At 41.0% G+C, this 18,273-nt stretch carries 16 protein-coding genes; 7 read left to right on the top strand and 9 right to left on the bottom strand.

The window, feature by feature from the left end; translation table 11 throughout:
* Window positions 1–123: 123 nt before the first annotated feature.
* A complete protein-coding gene (locus MSMTP_RS07880) occupies window positions 124–720 on the bottom strand; it encodes a flavodoxin family protein (protein WP_048178544.1) in 597 nt (198 codons plus the stop codon).
* A 782-nt stretch (window positions 721–1,502) separates the two neighbouring features.
* Here MSMTP_RS07880 and MSMTP_RS07885 point away from each other — a divergent pair.
* Together MSMTP_RS07885 and MSMTP_RS07890 are read left to right on the top strand one after the other, a co-directional pair.
* On the top strand, window positions 1,503–2,363 hold the full coding sequence (locus MSMTP_RS07885; RefSeq protein ID WP_048178545.1) for a tetratricopeptide repeat protein: 861 nt from the start codon (window positions 1,503–1,505) through the stop codon (window positions 2,361–2,363).
* Between the two features lie 581 nt (window positions 2,364–2,944).
* The gene (locus MSMTP_RS07890) at window positions 2,945–4,465 is read left to right on the top strand and encodes a hypothetical protein (protein ID WP_048178546.1); all 1,521 of its coding nucleotides are present in this window, start codon (window positions 2,945–2,947) and stop codon (window positions 4,463–4,465) included.
* Window positions 4,466–4,894: 429 nt separating this feature from the next.
* Here MSMTP_RS07890 and MSMTP_RS19945 read toward each other — a convergent pair whose 3' ends face one another.
* From MSMTP_RS19945 to MSMTP_RS07900, 3 genes are all read right to left on the bottom strand, one after another.
* The gene (locus MSMTP_RS19945; protein ID WP_231582964.1) at window positions 4,895–5,365 is read right to left on the bottom strand and encodes a CatA-like O-acetyltransferase; all 471 of its coding nucleotides are present in this window, start codon (window positions 5,363–5,365) and stop codon (window positions 4,895–4,897) included.
* A gap of 55 nt (window positions 5,366–5,420) precedes the next feature.
* Complete coding sequence (locus tag MSMTP_RS19950) at window positions 5,421–5,624, bottom strand: CatA-like O-acetyltransferase (protein WP_231582965.1); 204 nt, start codon at window positions 5,622–5,624, stop codon at window positions 5,421–5,423.
* A gap of 810 nt (window positions 5,625–6,434) precedes the next feature.
* A complete protein-coding gene (locus tag MSMTP_RS07900; RefSeq protein ID WP_048178547.1) occupies window positions 6,435–7,430 on the bottom strand; it encodes a hypothetical protein in 996 nt (331 codons plus the stop codon).
* Between the two features lie 385 nt (window positions 7,431–7,815).
* Here MSMTP_RS07900 and MSMTP_RS07905 point away from each other — a divergent pair, with 385 nt between their 5' ends.
* Together MSMTP_RS07905 and MSMTP_RS17925 are read left to right on the top strand one after the other, a co-directional pair.
* Window positions 7,816–8,415 carry a hypothetical protein gene (locus MSMTP_RS07905; RefSeq protein ID WP_197076168.1) on the top strand — a complete coding sequence of 200 codons (600 nt, stop codon included), beginning with the start codon at window positions 7,816–7,818 and terminating at the stop codon, window positions 8,413–8,415.
* A 635-nt stretch (window positions 8,416–9,050) separates the two neighbouring features.
* Window positions 9,051–9,695 carry a hypothetical protein gene (locus MSMTP_RS17925; RefSeq protein WP_052718320.1) on the top strand — a complete coding sequence of 215 codons (645 nt, stop codon included), beginning with the start codon at window positions 9,051–9,053 and terminating at the stop codon, window positions 9,693–9,695.
* Between the two features lie 295 nt (window positions 9,696–9,990).
* On the opposite strand, the gene MSMTP_RS07915 is transcribed toward MSMTP_RS17925, so the two are convergent.
* Window positions 9,991–10,431 carry a hypothetical protein gene (locus MSMTP_RS07915; protein WP_048178549.1) on the bottom strand — a complete coding sequence of 147 codons (441 nt, stop codon included), beginning with the start codon at window positions 10,429–10,431 and terminating at the stop codon, window positions 9,991–9,993.
* A gap of 190 nt (window positions 10,432–10,621) precedes the next feature.
* On the opposite strand from MSMTP_RS07915, the gene MSMTP_RS07920 reads away from it, so the two are divergent.
* Window positions 10,622–11,119 carry a hypothetical protein gene (locus MSMTP_RS07920; RefSeq protein WP_048178550.1) on the top strand — a complete coding sequence of 166 codons (498 nt, stop codon included), beginning with the start codon at window positions 10,622–10,624 and terminating at the stop codon, window positions 11,117–11,119.
* A 284-nt stretch (window positions 11,120–11,403) separates the two neighbouring features.
* Here MSMTP_RS07920 and MSMTP_RS19130 read toward each other — a convergent pair whose 3' ends face one another.
* Window positions 11,404–11,613, bottom strand: a complete 210-nt coding sequence (locus tag MSMTP_RS19130) for a hypothetical protein (RefSeq protein WP_156153740.1) — start codon at window positions 11,611–11,613, stop codon at window positions 11,404–11,406.
* 197 nt (window positions 11,614–11,810) lie between these two features.
* On the opposite strand from MSMTP_RS19130, the gene MSMTP_RS07925 reads away from it, so the two are divergent.
* Together MSMTP_RS07925 and MSMTP_RS07930 are read left to right on the top strand one after the other, a co-directional pair.
* Window positions 11,811–12,221, top strand: coding sequence for a hypothetical protein (locus MSMTP_RS07925; RefSeq protein WP_048178551.1), 411 nt, complete (start codon window positions 11,811–11,813; stop codon window positions 12,219–12,221).
* A gap of 225 nt (window positions 12,222–12,446) precedes the next feature.
* Window positions 12,447–13,298, top strand: coding sequence for a methyltransferase domain-containing protein (locus MSMTP_RS07930; RefSeq protein ID WP_048178552.1), 852 nt, complete (start codon window positions 12,447–12,449; stop codon window positions 13,296–13,298).
* Window positions 13,299–13,571: 273 nt separating this feature from the next.
* Here MSMTP_RS07930 and mauJ read toward each other — a convergent pair whose 3' ends face one another.
* The 3 genes from mauJ to MSMTP_RS07945 form a co-directional block, all read right to left on the bottom strand.
* Window positions 13,572–14,903, bottom strand: a complete 1,332-nt coding sequence (gene mauJ / locus MSMTP_RS07935) for a methylamine utilization protein MauJ (RefSeq protein WP_048178553.1) — start codon at window positions 14,901–14,903, stop codon at window positions 13,572–13,574.
* Between the two features lie 289 nt (window positions 14,904–15,192).
* Window positions 15,193–16,581: an aminotransferase class III-fold pyridoxal phosphate-dependent enzyme gene (locus tag MSMTP_RS07940; protein ID WP_231582966.1), complete on the bottom strand. Its 1,389-nt coding sequence runs from the start codon at window positions 16,579–16,581 to the stop codon at window positions 15,193–15,195.
* 141 nt (window positions 16,582–16,722) lie between these two features.
* The gene (locus MSMTP_RS07945) at window positions 16,723–18,207 is read right to left on the bottom strand and encodes an aldehyde dehydrogenase family protein (RefSeq protein ID WP_048178554.1); all 1,485 of its coding nucleotides are present in this window, start codon (window positions 18,205–18,207) and stop codon (window positions 16,723–16,725) included.
* Window positions 18,208–18,273: the final 66 nt, after the last annotated feature.

The raw sequence follows: 18,273 nt of genomic DNA on the forward strand, positions 1-18,273 counted from the left end.
TCTGAAAATCTTCTCCATTTAGGGATTCATCAAGGGTTTCTGAATTGATTGAACTCAAAAATCAATCATCAATCTTTTTTTGAAAGTTTCTTCGCTTCACCGGCTTAGCCTCACTCCTCAGGCTCACCGGAGAGCCTCTGCCATCTTTTTTCCGCTTTCAAACGCCTTTTCGAGCAATTCTTCATTCTTTGAAACCGTGCCCTTCGCAAAGCACTTTGTAGCAAGGAATTTTTCCACCACTTCATAACCCAGGGCTTCAAGAGGCATACCGAGGGCTTCGAGCGTAAAGCCCATTTCTTCAAGTTTCTCCTGCTCGCAGACTGTAAAAACAAGGGTCTTTCGTCCCTGGTCTCCAAGCTTGCTCGAGTAAGGTCCCGGGCGTTCGTCGGTGAAATTGTAGTAGGGGTAGAGCCGGTCGATGAAGGCTTTCATCGGGGCGGTTACGTTGTAGTTGTAGGTCGGGGAACCGAGGATAAGCCCCTTAGCTTCCTCGATTTCGGGATAAAGGAGTTCCATCCCGTCGTGGAACCTGATGCAGGTCCCGGCTTTCCGGCACCCTTCGCAGCCGACACAGGACTCGATTGAATATTCCCTTAACAGGACTTTTTTCGTCTCAGCTCCTGCTGATTCCGCTCCTTTCAAAAAGTTGTCGAGCAAGATGTCGGTATTCCCGCCTTTCCGGGGGCTTCCGCTTACTCCGAGAATTTTTACGGCATTCATTATGTAAACCTCGTATTGTATCGGGAATAGCGGGTTAAATAAGTTCGGGAAATGGGCTATGTAGAAGCCCTCAACAAATGCAATTTGTTTTGGATTTGTGGAAATTAGGTTTAAAGGCAGAAATTAGATTTGCAGTCCCGGAAGTAAATATTTACACTTATTTTAAACCACGGATGACACGGAAAGCACGGAAGGATTGTTCCCCATTTCTTTTATTCCGTGTTTTCCGTGCTTTCTGTGGTTAAACTTTAACTTGAGATTGATGAAGGAATTTGGGGCATTGACTGTAAAGGCAGAATATTGACGTCAAGTGAGTTGAATAAAAATAAAATCCAGTAATGGCAATTTAGTTTGCAAGCTCTTTTTTTTAGATATTTAGGGAAAGGCCGCCCGCAAAGCGGGCGGTGAGAGCCCCTGTTATCAATGCGATGAGGGAAAATCCCGGAACTGGGGGTCTATAGTAAACCCTTCCACTAAAAACAGGGCCGTTTCAAGCAATATGTCAAGCAATACGACTGGATTTCTAAGGGATCTGAAAATGAGCTTCATATTTTGTAGAATCAGGGCTGGAAATTCTAGTCAGAATCAATGAACCTTATTAAATCTCAGAACATTATATATTATAAAACTTCAAATATTTATCTGGATAAATAACAGGTTTAATAAACTGGTTTTGAATCCGGATACAAATTCTAATAATTATATTGATTCAGGTAATTTCGATAATTCCGGTAATATGGCAGTACCGGTAATCCCGATAGTTGTGGATATGAGGTAAAAAAATGGCAAAAATGGCAAAAACGCTTAAAACCCTTGAAAAAGCCGCCGAAGAGAGCTCCGGCAAAGGCAGGGTCTTTTTCGAGATGGATAAATATGAAGAAGCCCTGGAAGCATATGGGGAAGCCGCTGAGACCTGGAAAGAAATGGCAGACCTCCTTTTCGAAAATGGCAAAGAGGAGAGTGCAAACACCTTCCTGGGAAAGGTCTTTGAAGCAGAGTCCGGCTGCGGGATGGCTCTTTTCAAGCTCGGAAAGTACGAAGAAGCCCTGGAAGTCGTTGACAAAGCCCTGGAACTGAACCCCGACAGCCCAACCGAATGGTCCAACCGGGGTTTTGTGCTCTCGGCTCTCGGGCGAAATGAAGAAGCGCTCGAAGCCTTTGATAAAGCGCTTTCCCTGGACCCAGAATCCCCCAAAACCATGACCAGCAAGGGCGTGGTTTATTTCAGGATGGGCTTTCCGGAAAGAGCCCTGGAGGTTTTCGAAGAAGCCCTGAAAATGGAGCCCAAAAAGGCTTCGGACTGGGCATGTAAGCTTCCCAGGTTCAGTTTCTTTTCCCGGAACAAGGCTCCCCTCATGCGTCCCGACAACGCCGAGACCTGGTACTGGAAAGCCAAAGCCTATCTGGAACTCGGGGAAAGGGAAAAAGCCCTGGAAGCCTACAAACATTCCCTGGAAAGTGACCCCGACCACCTGAACTCCCTCTTCAGCGGAGGCGGACTCCTCTGCGAATTCGGGGAATACCGGGAGGCTTTCAAGTGCTATGCAAGGGCGCTGAAACTAAGCCCCGGGAATGAGGCTGCAAGGAAAGGAAAAGAGTTCTGTGAAGAGAAGATAAACGAGAAGCTTGAGGACGAAAAGTAAAGAGGGAAAAATAAGGGTTGAAAGTGAAGATGTAAATTGAAGGCAGATTGAAGGTGGAAATAGAAGACGGAAATTTCACCAGAGTTTCCAGACTAATTGAAATTAGCTTCTAACAATGGAAAATATAAAATCAGATAGCGGAAGCTCTGCTTTAGATTGGAATTGCAACGCAGTTGAAAACTTAAATACCTTTCAGAATCAAACTTGCATTCTTTTCTGTTTCATTGATGTACAGGTTTCGATTGGATTCCCTGATTTTTATGACCATTGTCACCAATTTAGAATTTACTTCGTAGATAACACTCATAACTTATCTTGTGACAGTTCCTTAGATTCTGAACTGCGTTTCTATAGTTTATAATATATATAAATTTGATAATAATTTTTGTGGCTTTTTGTGATTTCATTTACACATAGGTCGTCAATCATTACGGGCTGATATTTTGATAATAATCAGCATGTTATCAAATTCGATGAATAAAGGAAATTCTGAGAGTGTCAATTTGTGAATTTTCATCAAACTAGACACATTGTCCCTTAACCGATGACCAATGAAAATCAGTTTGTAATGGAGGAGTGAAGTGCCGGATGACGAGTCTTATAAGAATGCTTTAACTGAATGGAAAGAAGCTCGAGCTACTATATCTAAATGTGATGAATGTTTAGATGGTTTACGAAGATATGGTTTTACTGTAATTACTGGATTATTAGCCGTTGATGCTATTCAGTCTTACATCAAGTTAGGCAACCCTGCGAAAATAGGTCTAATTGTGATAACCATCGCATTTATCATTGGTTTGTATATTTTGGATATATACTATCAAAGAATAATTGAGGCAGCCACAATTAGAGCAAGAATTCTCGAAACAACAGTATTAAATTTCGAGTTAAATGAAACGCTTTCCGACAGATTTGAGCAAGAAGATTTGAAGAAATATATCAAATGGATTTATATCGGGTTTATTTTGATAGCGGTATTAATTGGTATCATGGTTGTTATTTCCGCAGCTCCTAGTCCACTAACAACTACTTCAATAAATTCAAGTATCAATACTACTTCATCAAATTCGGGTATCCCATCAAATATTTCAGTAAATTCTACTTTAGTACATTCTACTAGTACAAACATAGTAGACTCTGGCACTTTATCAACTAAGGTAGTAAATTCTAGTACTCTATCAACTAATGAAACAAATACCAGTACTTCATCAACTAAGGTAGTAAATTCCAGTACTCTGTCAACTAACGAAGCAAGTTATAAAGATTGGTCGCTTATTCAAGAAAATGATAAAAAAGGTATTTTGCTGTTTATTTCGCTTATATTTCTTTTTATCATTATGCATAATAGGTATAAATCTCAAAAAGCCGATGATAAGAGAATAATATTATCGACGATTATTCATATGATTCTTGTGACTTTTGTTTTTGTTACTATTGCATATTATATAACTCCAAATTTGAATTACGAAGTTAATATCGTAAGTATTCTTATTTTTATCTTAGCTATTATCGGAGTGATTGGAGCATTCTTTATAGAGTTATTTACAAATATACGTATTAATTATTCAGTTAAAACGGGGAAACTTAAAAGAGAGTCAGAATATTTTGAAGATTGGGTAATTGACAGAGTTTCGTGTAAATTAAATGAAAAAATAAGAATTACAGTCACAAATTTGGATAAAAAAAAGGAGTTAAAATTTAATTCAAATGGTGCATTTTGCGTAATTACATCAGAAGACAAGCGTTATAAAAATGGTCGTTATGAGCTTACTATAGATGCAAAAGCCAATATAGCTATACCCAAATATGGCACCTACTCATGTCTTTGGGATACAAGCCAGAAAGATGCTGCTGGAAATACACCATTAGATGGGATTTACAGAATCACGCCACGCGACTGGAAAGTTCCGTTGAGACGTACAATAGTTGTCTCAAAGGGCGCGAAGCAGGAGGAACCCACAGTCACAGGCAAGTGGAACTCCACAGTCACTAAGGGGAAAGGGGAATCCACATTTGCTCATGGCAATTGGACAGTCACTAAGGGTGAGAGGGAAGCCCCAACCATTAAGGGCGAACGATATAAGGGGGAAGACACAACATAAGGGGAAAGCCCCCACCCCCTAAGGGTGAATAACATTAATGATTCATTGGTGCACATTTTTTAGCACAAAACCTGTTTCTTTTTTTACCTGCAAAGGGTTTCTAAATGTGCAGATTTAGAAACTTTTAAGGTTTTTAGGTGAGGTAGCAATAAAAACGGCCAGGCAAAACATTTTTTAAAAGGTATAGTCAGCAAAATAACCGGGTACAGGGTTTCCCATAGGTCAGACTCTACGCCTTCTTCTCTGGGGCCCTGGAACACTTCCGCGAGGTCTTGCGGCCTAGCCGAAGGTAAAAGTAATCCTTTTAATCCCGAGCGTATACAGGTATGTAACCGGCTGGCGATGTTTCAATTATACAGATATCTGAAGACATAACTTTAAGAAAAGTAAAAATTAGTGAACTACTGATTCTCACGTTATGCTTTTAACCTACACTTCATCCAGGTATCTCTGCAGCTTATCTGCAAGTTTTCCAATATGAATACCATCAACAAATGCATGATGAACCTGGACTGAAAACGGCATCATAAGTTTGCCTTCTCTTTCATGATATTTACCCCAATCAAATATGGGCTGCGCTTTTTCCCGATTTCCAAAATCCGTGTGCGAAATATGCGTAAATGTTATCCACGGCAGGGCAGAGAATTGATATACATCATTTTCTACAGGTCCTGTAAAGTGTTCTTTTTGATTTTCTGCCGTTACGACTGCCAATTGTACAAACTTCTCAATCGTATCCTGCATGGGAACATTTACTACCTTAAATAATTCTGTTTCTTTATCCAGATATGTAAATGATTTATCAATGGATTCATATAACACAACTTCACCATCAAGAAAACGATACCGAAATTCCTCGATTTCATTTGCGCATTTCGTAACAGCAAATATAAACGCCATCGTAAATGGCCAATTATTTTCGGCTCTTCGTCATTCTCGATGGATTAGGTGATTTTCACTTCAAGCCCATGTTGTTTTTTGTGATGGCTTCCCACACAAGACAACGAAGAGCCTTATTTTCTTTAACGTGCTTTTTAAAATTTGTCACATCAAGTTCAAAACTCACACAATATTGAGGCTGCACAGCGCTCCTGTATATTTGACAATACTCTTTTCTTTTCCATGTTTCAAAATCTGTTATCTGGTATCTGTTTCCCATAGTTTACACCTTCGTTCAACACAATCTACATTACGATATATTTCCTTTTTAGTTTCACGACCTATTTTCGCTATAGATCTCATACATTACCGTTTCCTTAAGCCGTTTTCCTGACTCTTACCGCTCCACCTCGTGCCATGTCCCTTTGAGATACAAATATTCAGATGTTAAAAGCTTGGGGAAAACAGGCCGCTTCCTTGATTCTTACTTGCTAGGGGTTTAACATACATATGCGTCCAGAATTTCCAGCAAAATGGACGTTTGCATTTCCATGTAATCATATTCGGTATAAACTGGCTCCTCCTAATTTAGGCTTTAAAAAAATATGGGTCAGCTATGGTAGTGGTCCTATAGTGGATATATATGCTCTCCGACAGGATCGGGGGGCTGGACCTGGGCTCGTGAATCTCCTAGGACGCAGGCGGGAAGGCTCCTTCAGTATATCTATCTGATTATCTAGAAAAGAGCATGAGCCCCAAACCTGGCCTGACTTACTGGATATATAACATTCAGTTCAGGACAGCTTCCCAGAATATCAAACAATCTCCTGAAATGTACGAATTGCGAGGATATGGGCTCGGTTTGGTGTGGTTTCCAAATTAGAAAATAGAATAGACTGGCATTTGAGCTATTTATGCAGGAGTGAAAAAATGTTTAAAGATTTGGGTTTATTTTGTAAATCTGGGGGCTGCTCTATAGGATATTTGAAAGAGGAAAATGTTATCCTGACCTGTTAGAGCTGTAAGGAAATTGCTCATAGAATCAGGGAAACAATTCAGAAACTTGAGGTTACAAGTAGAACCATTTATTTTATACTTCAGCATCTTCAGTCATATTGATGAAATTTGTTATTTCTGTACTGTTTATTTCATCCCTACAAAAAGGATTAGGATAAAAGAAACAGTCACTACTGTGGTCAAGTATTAAAATTGCACTTACATCATCCATTTTATCTAAAACAAATATTCCCTCCTCATTTATATATGAGTTATTTGATGAATTTGGAATCAAGGAATATTTACTCAAAAAGGATCCCCATCCTTTACTTATTGCCTTCTGGATTTTTATCCATGAATCACGAGTCTGCACATCAGTGTTAACTTTTTCCCAATCTTCGAGTTTCGATCTTTCGTAAGCCTCTTCTGGAATACCCATAGTGTTTGAACCAAAACAGCATATATTCCCATATAATATTTTTCGAATATCCTCGTCGTTAATTCCCCATTCATGAATCTCGATGGCAATAATAAATGGATTTTTTGTGAGTTCGCTGGGAAAATCTTTTACTTTATTTTTGCCATCTATTTGTTTGTTTTCTAAAAGTTTCTTTGATCCAGGGACAGGAACTTCAATCCATTTATCAGTCAAATCTGAAGAAAGGAAGATAGATAAAAAGTCTTCAAATTCGGTTCTATTTTTGAGGCTAGTTACTTCTATGCATATCGTAGAATCATTGTCTATGCAAATTATGTCTGGAGATTTGTATGTCTCACCTTTCTTTTTCTTAAAACGTGGATCTTTTTCAGATAATAATTCAACGTCATACTTATTATTCAGTAATATTTTTGCAACTTTTAGCTCAGAAACTGTTGACTTAAATGTTTCATTGGTATCTACACTATCGAATTTTGAGTTAAGTCCTCTACATCCAAGCTGATTAAGGTCGCAAATTAAAGTTTCGACTTCTAAAAGTTCCTCATCTCTATCTTTGTTTTCTTCAAAAATTTTAATTTTAACGTCAGAACTTTTGAGCAAACAAGATAGTTTGGGACATTTCACATCCATATCATTAACTGTTGCAAACACGATGACGCCTTCGATAAATAATTCTATTTTTCCTTCTATTCTTTCTTATAAATTATTTTCATCTATTATTAAAGATTCATACACAGGTTTTAAAGTAAAACCTGTGTGTTTTCTTTGTTTCCTGCTAACAATGTGTTTTTCTAGTCTTATCCTCATTTCTCCATAAACATAGTTTTTGAGTTCTTATTTAAAATTGACCCTGAATCTTAAATAAAATTATTAATATGTTGTAGTCAATTTGGTTTATATGGAATGTCTTAATTTACTAGAAAAAGAAATAGAGTCGATAACAGAAGAAAGAAGAGAAATCTCAGAAGATATCCTTAGTATCTCTAGAAGTATCAGCGATAGTTTGTCCACATCTTTGCAAAATCATTGTGACAAAATGTTCGACATATGGATACAGGAATTAAATAATAATGGTCTATGTAAACATGAGAGCGAACTTTTCTTACATAAAATACCTTATACGTCAGCATCAGGCTATAAAATCTATCCTCTTTTTAAGCAGCCAGGAATTTACCTTTGGGGTCGTGATGACATACCCCGATATATAGGCAAAACAGAAAAATCATTTGAAAAGAGATTATTTAACAGATATATACCTCGAAAAAATGGTACAACATATAAAAGTCCAACTCAATGTGGCATCTCTGAAATTTTAAGAGATTATTATTCTAAACCAAAATTAGGCGGCTTTAAAAAAAAGTTAGAAAGTTACGATAAGAACGATAAGAAAATGATTAAGGAACGGATCGAAAAAGACCTGAAAATAACAATACGATCATATGAACGCCTATATGGAGCATTAGATTTCTCACAATTCGAAAAAGAAAGTATCTGGTTTGCAATACTTCCTTTTGAAGACACAAATAAAAAATTTATAGATATATTTGAAACCCTATTTATACACTCGGCTCAGAAATATAACAAGAAAAATGGGTATGATGAACTGCTAAACAAAGGAAAAATAGACAGTGAATAAGGGTAAATCTTTTAGTGTTTCTTTCAAATAAATGAAAGATGGTAGCTGAATGTTTTAATTATAATTCCACAATCTAGTATTTCAACCTACATTCGGCAGCAACAACATTTAAACATATGAATATTTTAGATCGCATTATTATTGATACAAATCTAAAAATCACTATCAATATAACTAAATATTTAAAGTATTTTGGAATATTCCTCTTCCACTATGAACCTAAATTTTAGAGGATATTGTCAACAGAGCAAAGGAATTTACACTAAATAAATTCACAAACTATAGTAATAATCGATAGCGGTAAAAAATAAAATGAATTTTTATGTTTACCTGCCGAAAGCAGGTTTCAACAACTAAGTTTGGATAATTTAAGTATTTTTAAGGCGTTAGGGCAATGTTAGCAACAGGGAAAACAACTCAGGTAAAGACTTTGGATTCCCTTTCCACTAGATACTGTATGAACTAGATTAAATTTAAACAAAATCGAAAAAGAAATAATTATGGACTTAAATACACCTAAATGGTGTAGAAATGAAAGTTAGAGCTTTAGTCTCCTGTATCCTGTTGAAACATTGACAGCATGCATTGTTGACTTTTCCTAGACTCTTATTGATTGGTTTTAAAGGGTGATGTGCGTGAAAGAATTTATTTTAGAGTCCCTTAATAGTATTATTGATATGGATAATTTTATGGATAATTTTAGTCATTGCTCTTATGATAATGTTGAAACAAATTTTGAAATATCACCAACAGATTTTCTTACATTTGCTGAGAAAGATTTGACAGCTAAGTACGATCACCACTTAGTAAATTCATTATCTAATTCTAAAAGAGCTATTGATGCTCAATTGGATTCCTTATTAATTGGATTTGGCTTATCTGAAAGATCGAAAAAATGGAGATTCCCCCAAAAAATTGATTTCTTAAATAAAGTAGGGGTAATTTCACCTAGAATTTTGACTAAAATCAACAAGAAAAGAAATCTTTTAGAACATGAGTACAAGAATCCAAGCGAAGAAGAAGTTGAAGATGCTTTAGATGTAGCCATACTTTTCATAAATTACACAAACAAATATCTGTTTCAGGCAATTTCTGATTTTGGTTTCAGTTATGGGGATGGCGAAGGAAGGTATTTAAATATATTAGAACTAGATTGTATTAATTCGAAGCTAATCTTTTCATGCCCTTCTCTTGGAGCAGAGGTAGAAATAAAAGCTGACGAAAAAGACTATGATGAATACCTGAGATTTTACCTTGATTTGTATAATTTTATAAAGTAAAGACTGAAAATACAACAAAGGTAGACAAGGTATATAAGATTCCTCATAATCCTTAAATGAAATTCCTATAAACTCTAGAATCATTTAATTGTAAAAAATAGCTTATTTTATACAGTTTATGTTTGCTTCAGGGTCACGATTCATTAACCTCTATGCGTCATTATCAGGATCTTGTCTTTTCAGATGATGAATTAAGGAAGATAAAAAAAGCAATTAATAGCATGGGGCTTTTCTTTATAATGAACCTCCCCCAAAAGTAATGCGGTTAAATCAAGTTTTGGAATTAGCTAATTCGTTAATTATACAGTTTCCCATCCTGCAGTGTTTCCGGGAAGAAAATAGCTTGCATTAAGTTTCCAAAAAGTCGACATGAATCATTCATACCAGCATGTTGCTTGCCATTCTTAAAAATGGTATCATTGCTGGCTCCTATTTCTATCTTTGAACCATCTCTAAGATTAAATGTGCATGTCGTATCAGCAGGTCCGCCATTGGCTTCTCCAAATCGAAAACTTAATACTTTTACAACATTGACCGCTTGCTCAATATCTTCATCATCAGTGAGAGTAATGGTTTTGTTTCCCTGCATAAGTTGTACAGATGCGATATTATCTCTTCCCATTTCGTGAACAAGAGGGATACCATGTGCAAGATAAAAATATCCCAGTAAAATAATAGTTGTAATAATAGTTGAAGTAACAATTGGCGTGATAAACTTTGTAATCTTTTTGATCATTCTATTTTACTCCATCACATTTTACAAAGAATTTACTTTATTTTTCTCGTTATTGGGCCTTTCCCTCCGGGAAGCTCTTTCAAATATCCTTTGTGGATCCAGAGAAAATTATTTTGGCTCGCAAGACCCGGATACATTATGCGCAAACCCCTCGTATAATTGATATACCTTTGAGACAATTCATACTGGTATGATAGGCAGTAAATCCGAGGACTCAAATTCATCTTCACATTCATCCGAACATTCCAGGCAGGCCGCAGTGGGGGAAAATAAGGCATTAAACGTGACTCCGAATTACGAAACCGCAGCTTTTTCCAAACCCGCCCTTGACCAGTTTGACGGCGTATTTCCCGACCTGAACAGGCGGCTTTCCCAGGACAGGGATTTAGGGCTTTCCCCTTCCGGTCAGCCCAGACTCAGCTCCGAGACCAGACCAAGGCTTTTTTCAGGCCAGGGCTTCGGGCTCGGGACAGGCATGCCCATGGAAGCAAAACCTGAAGGGCTTGATTTTCCAGCCGGGAAAAGGCTTGAAATTAAACCCGACATCCCGGGAAGAACACTTTCCGGAGAGAAAGTCGTGTCCTTTTCCATTGGCGCTGATCTTCCACAGGGACCGGTTGAGAGCAGGCTGATGAGTCTCAGCAGCACCGGAGAGAAGCTGAAGAATGCTGAAAAGAACAGGAAATAATCAGAAAGTAATCAGAAATAAAAAAGAATAAGGAAGTAATCAGGAAGTTCTCAGAAGTAAAAAGGAAGGAATCAGGGAAGCTTTCCTTTCTGATATGGGGCAGGGGGGCTGCTCTTTTTTCATTTTATTAGGCGGCTTGAAGCTGGCTTGATTTCAAAAAATCAGTGCCGGTTCAGCAAGGCTAATGTTATTTTTGAGGGGGGTTGGGAAAAACGGCGACTCTCACTATATATAATAAAAGAGTCAAAAAAGTATGTGGAAACTTTAGGGTTTAATGCTGAGGGTTATTCTCCAAATAAAAATTTCCGCCAGATAAATGGAAGAATAAACACAAAAACGGCCAGACCAAGCAGTAGGAAAAATACCACTCCTATGCCCAAGAAATTTAGCAATATATCCCATACTCCCTCTCCCACAACTTCCATAATATTTTCAAACACAATTTCCAATGCACCCTCTTTTATATAATCTTTTTGATGCCATATAATTGTCAATAGAGATCATTATTATTTTTTAACTATTATGCAGGAGCTGTGTTTTCTAAAAGGTCCTTGTTGCGCACAGTGAATAAACCGTTTCTTTCTGACAGTTTGATGGTTTGGCCATAAAAGGCATATATCCCTTTGTTCAACTACAAATATGAAATATTTGGGGCATGTTGTGAAGTTGTTCTCCAGAAGAGGGGATGCAAATGCGAGATCTTAAGAAAATACTCATCCTTGTAGCAATGGTGCCCCTGGCTGCAATCGTGGGTTATTACGTATTGATATTTCTGCTCGGCGGGCCGGCTTTGCCCCACTTTTTTGAGGTTGTAAACCATGATTCCGGCAGCCATGAAGTAACTGTCGAAATACTGGATTCGAATAACAGATCCGTACTCAAAGAGACATACACCCCTGGCCCAAATGAAAAGGTCTCGGAAGAAAAGCCGTTTTCCCTCCGAAACTCCATTGAGATGAAAGAATATACGTTCAGGATTACGCTGGATAACGGAACCGTAGAGGAAGAAGTACACGTAAGCCTGCACCGTTGGAGCACGGTTTTTATACATGTATATCAAGACAGCGAGTCCCCTATACTGATAGACATGATTACGGTTTGAGAGTCCACGTCGAGAAAGAGAAATATAAGAGGACGATTGGAGGACTATCCTGAAATTCATATTCGATTTTCCAGGGTTTCATTCCTCTTTTTGAATATATTTCAGGTTATCGTTATGCCTTTAGAATTCCTTAATGGTAAAATATCAGATAAATCACCCGGATATCATCACCTTTTTCACCATTGTCTTCTTATCGATATCCAGGGAACTTTTGTGGGGTAAGTTATGCACGATGACAGGGCCTTGAACAATGACCAGCTTGTGGACGACGGCCAGGTTCTAAACGACGACCAGGATGCATACGGCCACGAAATCTACGACTGCTTTAGAGGAAAATGCGCATCTGAGCTTGTAGAATGCGAATACGGGCACTTATGCGTATCCGAAAGCCCGGAGGTTTATCTTTCCGAATATGAAGACTGGCCTTCATACCAGCAAAAAGCCATGGGCTACGTACGAGGGCGGGTTCTGGACATAGGTTGCGGAGCCGGAAGGCATGCCCTGTATCTTCAGGAAAAAGGGTTCGATGTCCTTGGTATAGATACTTCTCCCCTGGCGGTTGAAGTCTGTAAACTGAGGGGCCTTAAAAAAGTAAAAGTGATGTCCATAAGCGAGGTCTGTTCCGTGATTGATTCCAAAGTAGATTCCGGACCCGGAAAATTCGGGACCATTCTCATGCTGGGAAATAACTTCGGGCTTTTCGGGAGCTTCGAAAGGGCAAAGCTGCTGCTTGAAAAGTTCCATGAAATTACGGAGGATAACGCGAGGATCATTGCCGAGAGCACCGATCCGTATAATTCGATTGATCCTTCTTACCTGCAATACCTGGAGTCCAACAAAAAGAGGGGGAGGATGCCCGGGCAGTTGAGACTTCGGGTTAGGTACGGTGGCTACGTGACTCCGTGGTTTGATTATTTGTATGTGTCAAAGGGCGAAATGAAAGAGATATTGAAGGGGAGCGGGTGGAGGGTTAGAAAGTTCATTGATTCGGGGGATTCGGTGTATGTGGCAGTTATTGAGAAAGAGGGAGGAGAGGAGAAGGGGTTTTTAGGCAGGGTTGTCGGGTTGATAAAATAAGATGGTTAAGGGGTGTTTTCATTGCTTGAGGGATGGGTGGTAAATTGTCCAAAGATCGGGAAAAGCGTAAGGTTTACGGAGTGCAGGAAATGCGAACACTTCACAAAGCTGGACTGCATTTTCATAATCTGCGGGTATAGAGGGAGGTATTCCAAAAGAAATATAAAGTATGGGAAGGTTAGCTTGTAGACTAAAAGGGTATTTTAAGGAAGTTGATGTGATTCTCTATCTGGGAATCTTTTTCGGGTTTAAAATTCAGTTGAATGAATTTTTTCAGAACTCCGTCTTGGGTTTATTTTTGTTTATTAACCTAATGGTTTGATTTATTTCCATCCGATCAACTCCTTCCAAAAACAATCCATCATCTATAAATTCTTCAGTTATTAAGCCTTCTTTTAACAGGCCAATACGATGAATTAGCTCAATTTTTTTTAAGCCAGTTCCTTCTAAGTTTCCAGCTAGCATAACTTGACATAATGCATGATCTTTCTTAAATTCGATATCGTTTAATGATATCACTGGATGATTCAGGGGACTAACAACAGAATCATCAGGTGACAAAGGTGTTGGGTCATCTGTTACTTGAAATGTAAAACCATTATCAAACATTCCCCCCATCAAAGCTTTAAATCCTTGGTCTGTAACCAAACCTCCACTTGGAGATACGTTGAAATATCTTGATACAATCGCATGCCAGATTTCTATCAACCTTCTGTATTCTGTTGAAACCTGTTCAGGGTTTAGAAGTGCATGAGGTAAAATTACTTTATCTTTGGCATGAAAAAGGGGACATCGCGTTGATATATACTGATTTTTGAAAATAAAATCTACAGGATTTTCCATCCTTTCAGATGGTACATATTCTGAAAGGTTAATCTTTTTATTTATACTATACAATGCATCTTTTAGCCACTTTCCCTCTCCCTCTTTACTTTTTGTATGTATTTCATTTAATAATGATTCGAAGCCCAAGTAAAGATTCCTATAGGCTTCATACAGGTCGTTAGTTGACTGAGATAGACGATAGTATCGAAATGCTGGTAACCATTCAGGTTCTGGTTGAACCGGTTCGGGAACAATATTTCCATTCTTGTCCATTTTAGTAACTGATACTTCAAATGAAATAGCTAAATCTACCATTGAAACTTCTCTGAGTATGTACTTGTTTTTTTCTTTGAAAAGTAATATGTGTGAAGTTCCTGGATCTTTAAGTATCATATTTTTCTTATGAATGACAGATATGAGATCCAAAGCTTTCTGGCATGCTTCGAAACCATATTTTAATATTTGGCCGGGGCTTAAAGAGTGGGGGCATCTTGCAACAATCGATTTGTGGTCTTTTTTTACTTCTACTTCCCACATACCGTCATCTAAAGAAAATGTCTCATTATTTTCAATGCTTAAAGGTGGTGTTTCATCAAAAAATGAAAATGTTTTCTCAATTTCAGTAACTAATGGAAAACTTTCATTTGACCTACAATTTAATGAATAAAGTTTGCTAATTTCACTATTTGAAGCAAGAAAAAAACCGACACCACTATTAAACGTTTGATTTGGACTTATATTCTTAGTTCCTCCAAGGTGAATGCCGCCTAACCTAGCCATGATACCACATCATAAAAGTTATCACGACTTTACGGTTAGATTTTAAAAACAGATTAAGTTATCGGAGTTTGGGATTCAGATTTTGAAAAACTAATTTTATGAAGAAAATTGAGATGTTCTATATATTAATCCGATCTTTCATTTCCTCTTACTCCACTTCTTTCCGGAAAAGCCCGTGCTGAGCACGGTAACAATAACCATGTGAGACGGCTATTCCGGCCACACTGGCTTTTTTTTCTATCAGACTTTTCCGGCTACAGCAATTTTCAAAAAAAACACGAACCTTCTTTCACCTCACTCCCCTCTTCACCGCCTCTTCAAACCTCTCCAGCCCCTTATCAGCCTCCTCTTCTGTCATAACCAGCGGCGGTGAAAACCTTATCACAGATTCCCCGCAGCCCAGGAGCATGATGCCCTGTTTGTAGCCTTCCCGGACGATGCGGTTCCGGGTTGCGGGGTCGATGGACTTGTCGGGTTTGACGATTTCGGCGCCGATCATGAGGCCGAGGCCCCGGACGTCGCCTATGCAGGGGTAGGAGTCCTGGAGTTCCCGGAGGCGCTGCTGGATATGGGAGCCGAGGGACCTGGCGTGGGCTCCGGTTTTTTCTTTTTCCATGAATTCCAGGGCTGCAAGGGAGCCTGCTGAGGCGAGGAGGTTTCCGCCGAAGGTGTTTGAGTGGACACCGGGGGGCCAGTCCATGAGAGAGGCGTCGGCGAGCATTGCGCCCATGGGAAGGCCTGAGCCGAGGGCTTTTGCAAGGCAGGAGATGTCGGGTTTTACTCCAAAGTTTTCCATGGCAAGGAAGGGGCCGGTGCGGAAGCAGCCTGCCTGCACTTCGTCGGCTGCCAGGAGGACGTCGTTATCGGTGCAGATTTTCCGGAGCTCTTTGTGGAACTCGGGGGGAGGGACGATGTAGCCGCCTTCGCCCTGGATGGGTTCTACGAAAACGGCTGCTGTGTCTTCGGGGTTCAGTTCTTTCCTGAAGATCAGGTTTTCGATCTGCTTTGCGCACTCGACCCCGCAGCCGGGGTATTCCAGGTTCAGGGGGCAGCGGTAGCAGTAGGCGTAGTGGGTGTGCACGGTGCGGATGCCGGGGAAGTGCTCTTTCTGCCGGGCTTTGGAGGAGGTGAGGGAAAGCGAGCCTAAGGTCCTGCCGTGGAAGGAGTTGTAAAAGCCGATCAGGTTCTGCTTACCGGTCTTCCAGGTGGCAAGTTTGATTGCGGCTTCCACGGCTTCGGTCCCGCTGTTGCAGTAGAAGACTTTCGAGTAGCCGGAAAGTTCCCGGAGTTTTCGGGCAAGTTTCAGGGGAGGCTCGGCAAAAAAGTCCGCAGAACAGCAGTGCGTCATTTTTTCAAGCTGGGCGGAGATGGCAGCCTGTACAGCCGGGTTCGAGTGGCCTGCGTTCAGGACCGCGATCCCGGCAACGAAATCGATGTACTCCCTGCCGTCCAGGTCCGTTACTACGGAACCTTTCGCCCTGTCCACCACCAGGGGGTAGGGACGGGTCTCGCAGGCGGACATCACGTTGCAGTCCTCTTCGATCACTTCAAGGGACCTTGGACCGATGGTGTCAAGCATTCCGATTTCCTGCATCTGAGGATTCATTTTATCTCCTGTTCCCATTCCGTGCTCTTCCTTTCTTTCCCTTTTTCTTTCCCCTTTTCTTTTATCTTCCACAAACCATTCCCCCTCGTTCTTAATCCTTTTAGCTGGTATCCCCTATCTTTGATCTTTTTATCTGGTATCCCCTGCTCTGAATCCCCTTTTTCAAATCCTTTTCGTCAATTCCCTTCTTTCAGCTCTTTCTTTCAAATCCCTTCAATCGGTATCGATCTGGGCCTTTTGCAGCTTCCCGCTGTAGTCGATGTACACGGCTTTTACTTCCGTAAACTCCCTTATGGCATCGGTCCCTGCTTCCCGGAAACCGTTTCCTGTCCCTTTTACGCCCCCGAAGGGCAGGTGGACTTCGGCGCCTATGGTGGGAGCGTTGACGTAGGTGATCCCGGTTTCGAGCATTTCGACTGCCCGGAAGGCGTTTCCCATGTTTTCCGTGTAGATGGCAGAGGATAAGCCGAATTGGGTGTTGTTTGCGACTTCTATTGCTTCTTCGAAGCTTGAAACCGTGATGATGCTGAGCACCGGGCCGAAGATTTCCTCCTGGGCGATTCGCATGTCCGGATTAACGTCGGTAAAGACCGTGGGTTCGAAGAAATAGCCGGAGAGGCCAGAGGTTTCCGGGGCAATGAGCTTTCCCCCGATAAGCAGTTTTGCTCCTTCCTCCTGCCCTATCCGGACGTAGCGTTCGATCTTTTCGAGCTGGGCTTTGTTAATCACAGGTCCCACGTCGGTTTCGGGAAGGAGGCCGTCCCCTACCCTGAGGGCTCTGGTCTTTGCAAGCAGCCGGGCGGTAAATTCTTCCCTTACCTTTTCGTGCAGGATCAGGCGGCTGGTTGCGGTGCAGCGCTGGCCGGTTGTCCCGAAGGCTCCCCAGAGGACACCGTCAAGGGCAAGGTCCAGGTCGGCGTCGTCCATGACTATCACAGGGTTTTTGCCACCCAGTTCCAGGGAGACCCGCTTCATGGCTTTTGCGCATTCCCCCATGATCCATTTCCCGGTCTCAAGGCTGCCGGTAAAGGAAATTGCCCGGATATCCGGGTGCCGGACGATTGCTTTTCCGACAGTCCCCCCGGGCCCGGTCACCAGATTTATGACCCCCGGGGGCAGACCGGCTTCCATCAGGATTTCCACCAGTTTGATTGCAAGGAGCGGGGTATCGCTTGCCGGCTTGAAGACGATCGAGTTTCCGGCGGCAAGGGCTGGCATGATTTTCCAGGCAGGAATAGCAATCGGAAAGTTCCAGGGTGCAATCAGGCCCACAATCCCCAGGGGCCGGAGCACGGTCATGCAGAACTTGTCCCGGAGTTCCGAAGTCGTGGTCTCCCCGAACATCCGGCGTCCCTCGCCTGCGGCGTAATATGTGATATCGATGGCTTCCTGCACGTCCCCCCTGGTTTCGGCAAGCACCTTTCCCATTTCCTGCGTCATCAGGGAGGCAAGCTCTTCCTTTCGCCCCTGCAAGATCCGGGCAGCCCTGAAAAGCACCTCAGCCCTTTTCGGAGGCGGAGTCTTGCTCCACAGCTCAAATCCCGCCTTTGCAGCTTCAACTGCCCTGTTCACATCATCTATACCGGCAACCTGCAGCACAGCTAAATTCTCCAGGGTTGCCGGGTTCATATCATCAAAAGTTTCTCCTGTTGAAGAATCCGTCCACTCTCCACCTATAAGCAGTCCATACTCCTGCATATTTCATCCCCCAGAATGCATTGAATATAATAGGAGGTGAACTACCCGCTAAATCTAAAGATTTAA

The sequence above is a fragment of the Methanosarcina sp. MTP4 genome (assembly GCF_000970045.1).
GTDB lineage: Archaea > Halobacteriota > Methanosarcinia > Methanosarcinales > Methanosarcinaceae > MTP4.

Bases quoted from the DNA above. Each gene is read 5' to 3' on its own strand.
- MSMTP_RS07885 (WP_048178545.1), top strand. From the start codon at position 1,503: ATGGCAAAAATGGCAAAAACGCTTAAAACCCTTGAAAAAGCCGCCGAA.
- MSMTP_RS07930 (WP_048178552.1), top strand. From the start codon at position 12,447: ATGCACGATGACAGGGCCTTGAACAATGACCAGCTTGTGGACGACGGC.
- MSMTP_RS07905 (WP_197076168.1), top strand. From the start codon at position 7,816: ATGTTCGACATATGGATACAGGAATTAAATAATAATGGTCTATGTAAA.
- MSMTP_RS07880 (WP_048178544.1), bottom strand. From the start codon at position 720: ATGAATGCCGTAAAAATTCTCGGAGTAAGCGGAAGCCCCCGGAAAGGC.
- MSMTP_RS07945 (WP_048178554.1), bottom strand. From the start codon at position 18,207: ATGCAGGAGTATGGACTGCTTATAGGTGGAGAGTGGACGGATTCTTCA.
- MSMTP_RS07915 (WP_048178549.1), bottom strand. From the start codon at position 10,431: ATGATCAAAAAGATTACAAAGTTTATCACGCCAATTGTTACTTCAACT.
- MSMTP_RS19950 (WP_231582965.1), bottom strand. From the start codon at position 5,624: ATGGGAAACAGATACCAGATAACAGATTTTGAAACATGGAAAAGAAAA.
- MSMTP_RS07925 (WP_048178551.1), top strand. From the start codon at position 11,811: ATGCGAGATCTTAAGAAAATACTCATCCTTGTAGCAATGGTGCCCCTG.
- MSMTP_RS07920 (WP_048178550.1), top strand. From the start codon at position 10,622: ATGATAGGCAGTAAATCCGAGGACTCAAATTCATCTTCACATTCATCC.
- MSMTP_RS19945 (WP_231582964.1), bottom strand. From the start codon at position 5,365: ATGGCGTTTATATTTGCTGTTACGAAATGCGCAAATGAAATCGAGGAA.
- mauJ (WP_048178553.1), bottom strand. From the start codon at position 14,903: ATGGCTAGGTTAGGCGGCATTCACCTTGGAGGAACTAAGAATATAAGT.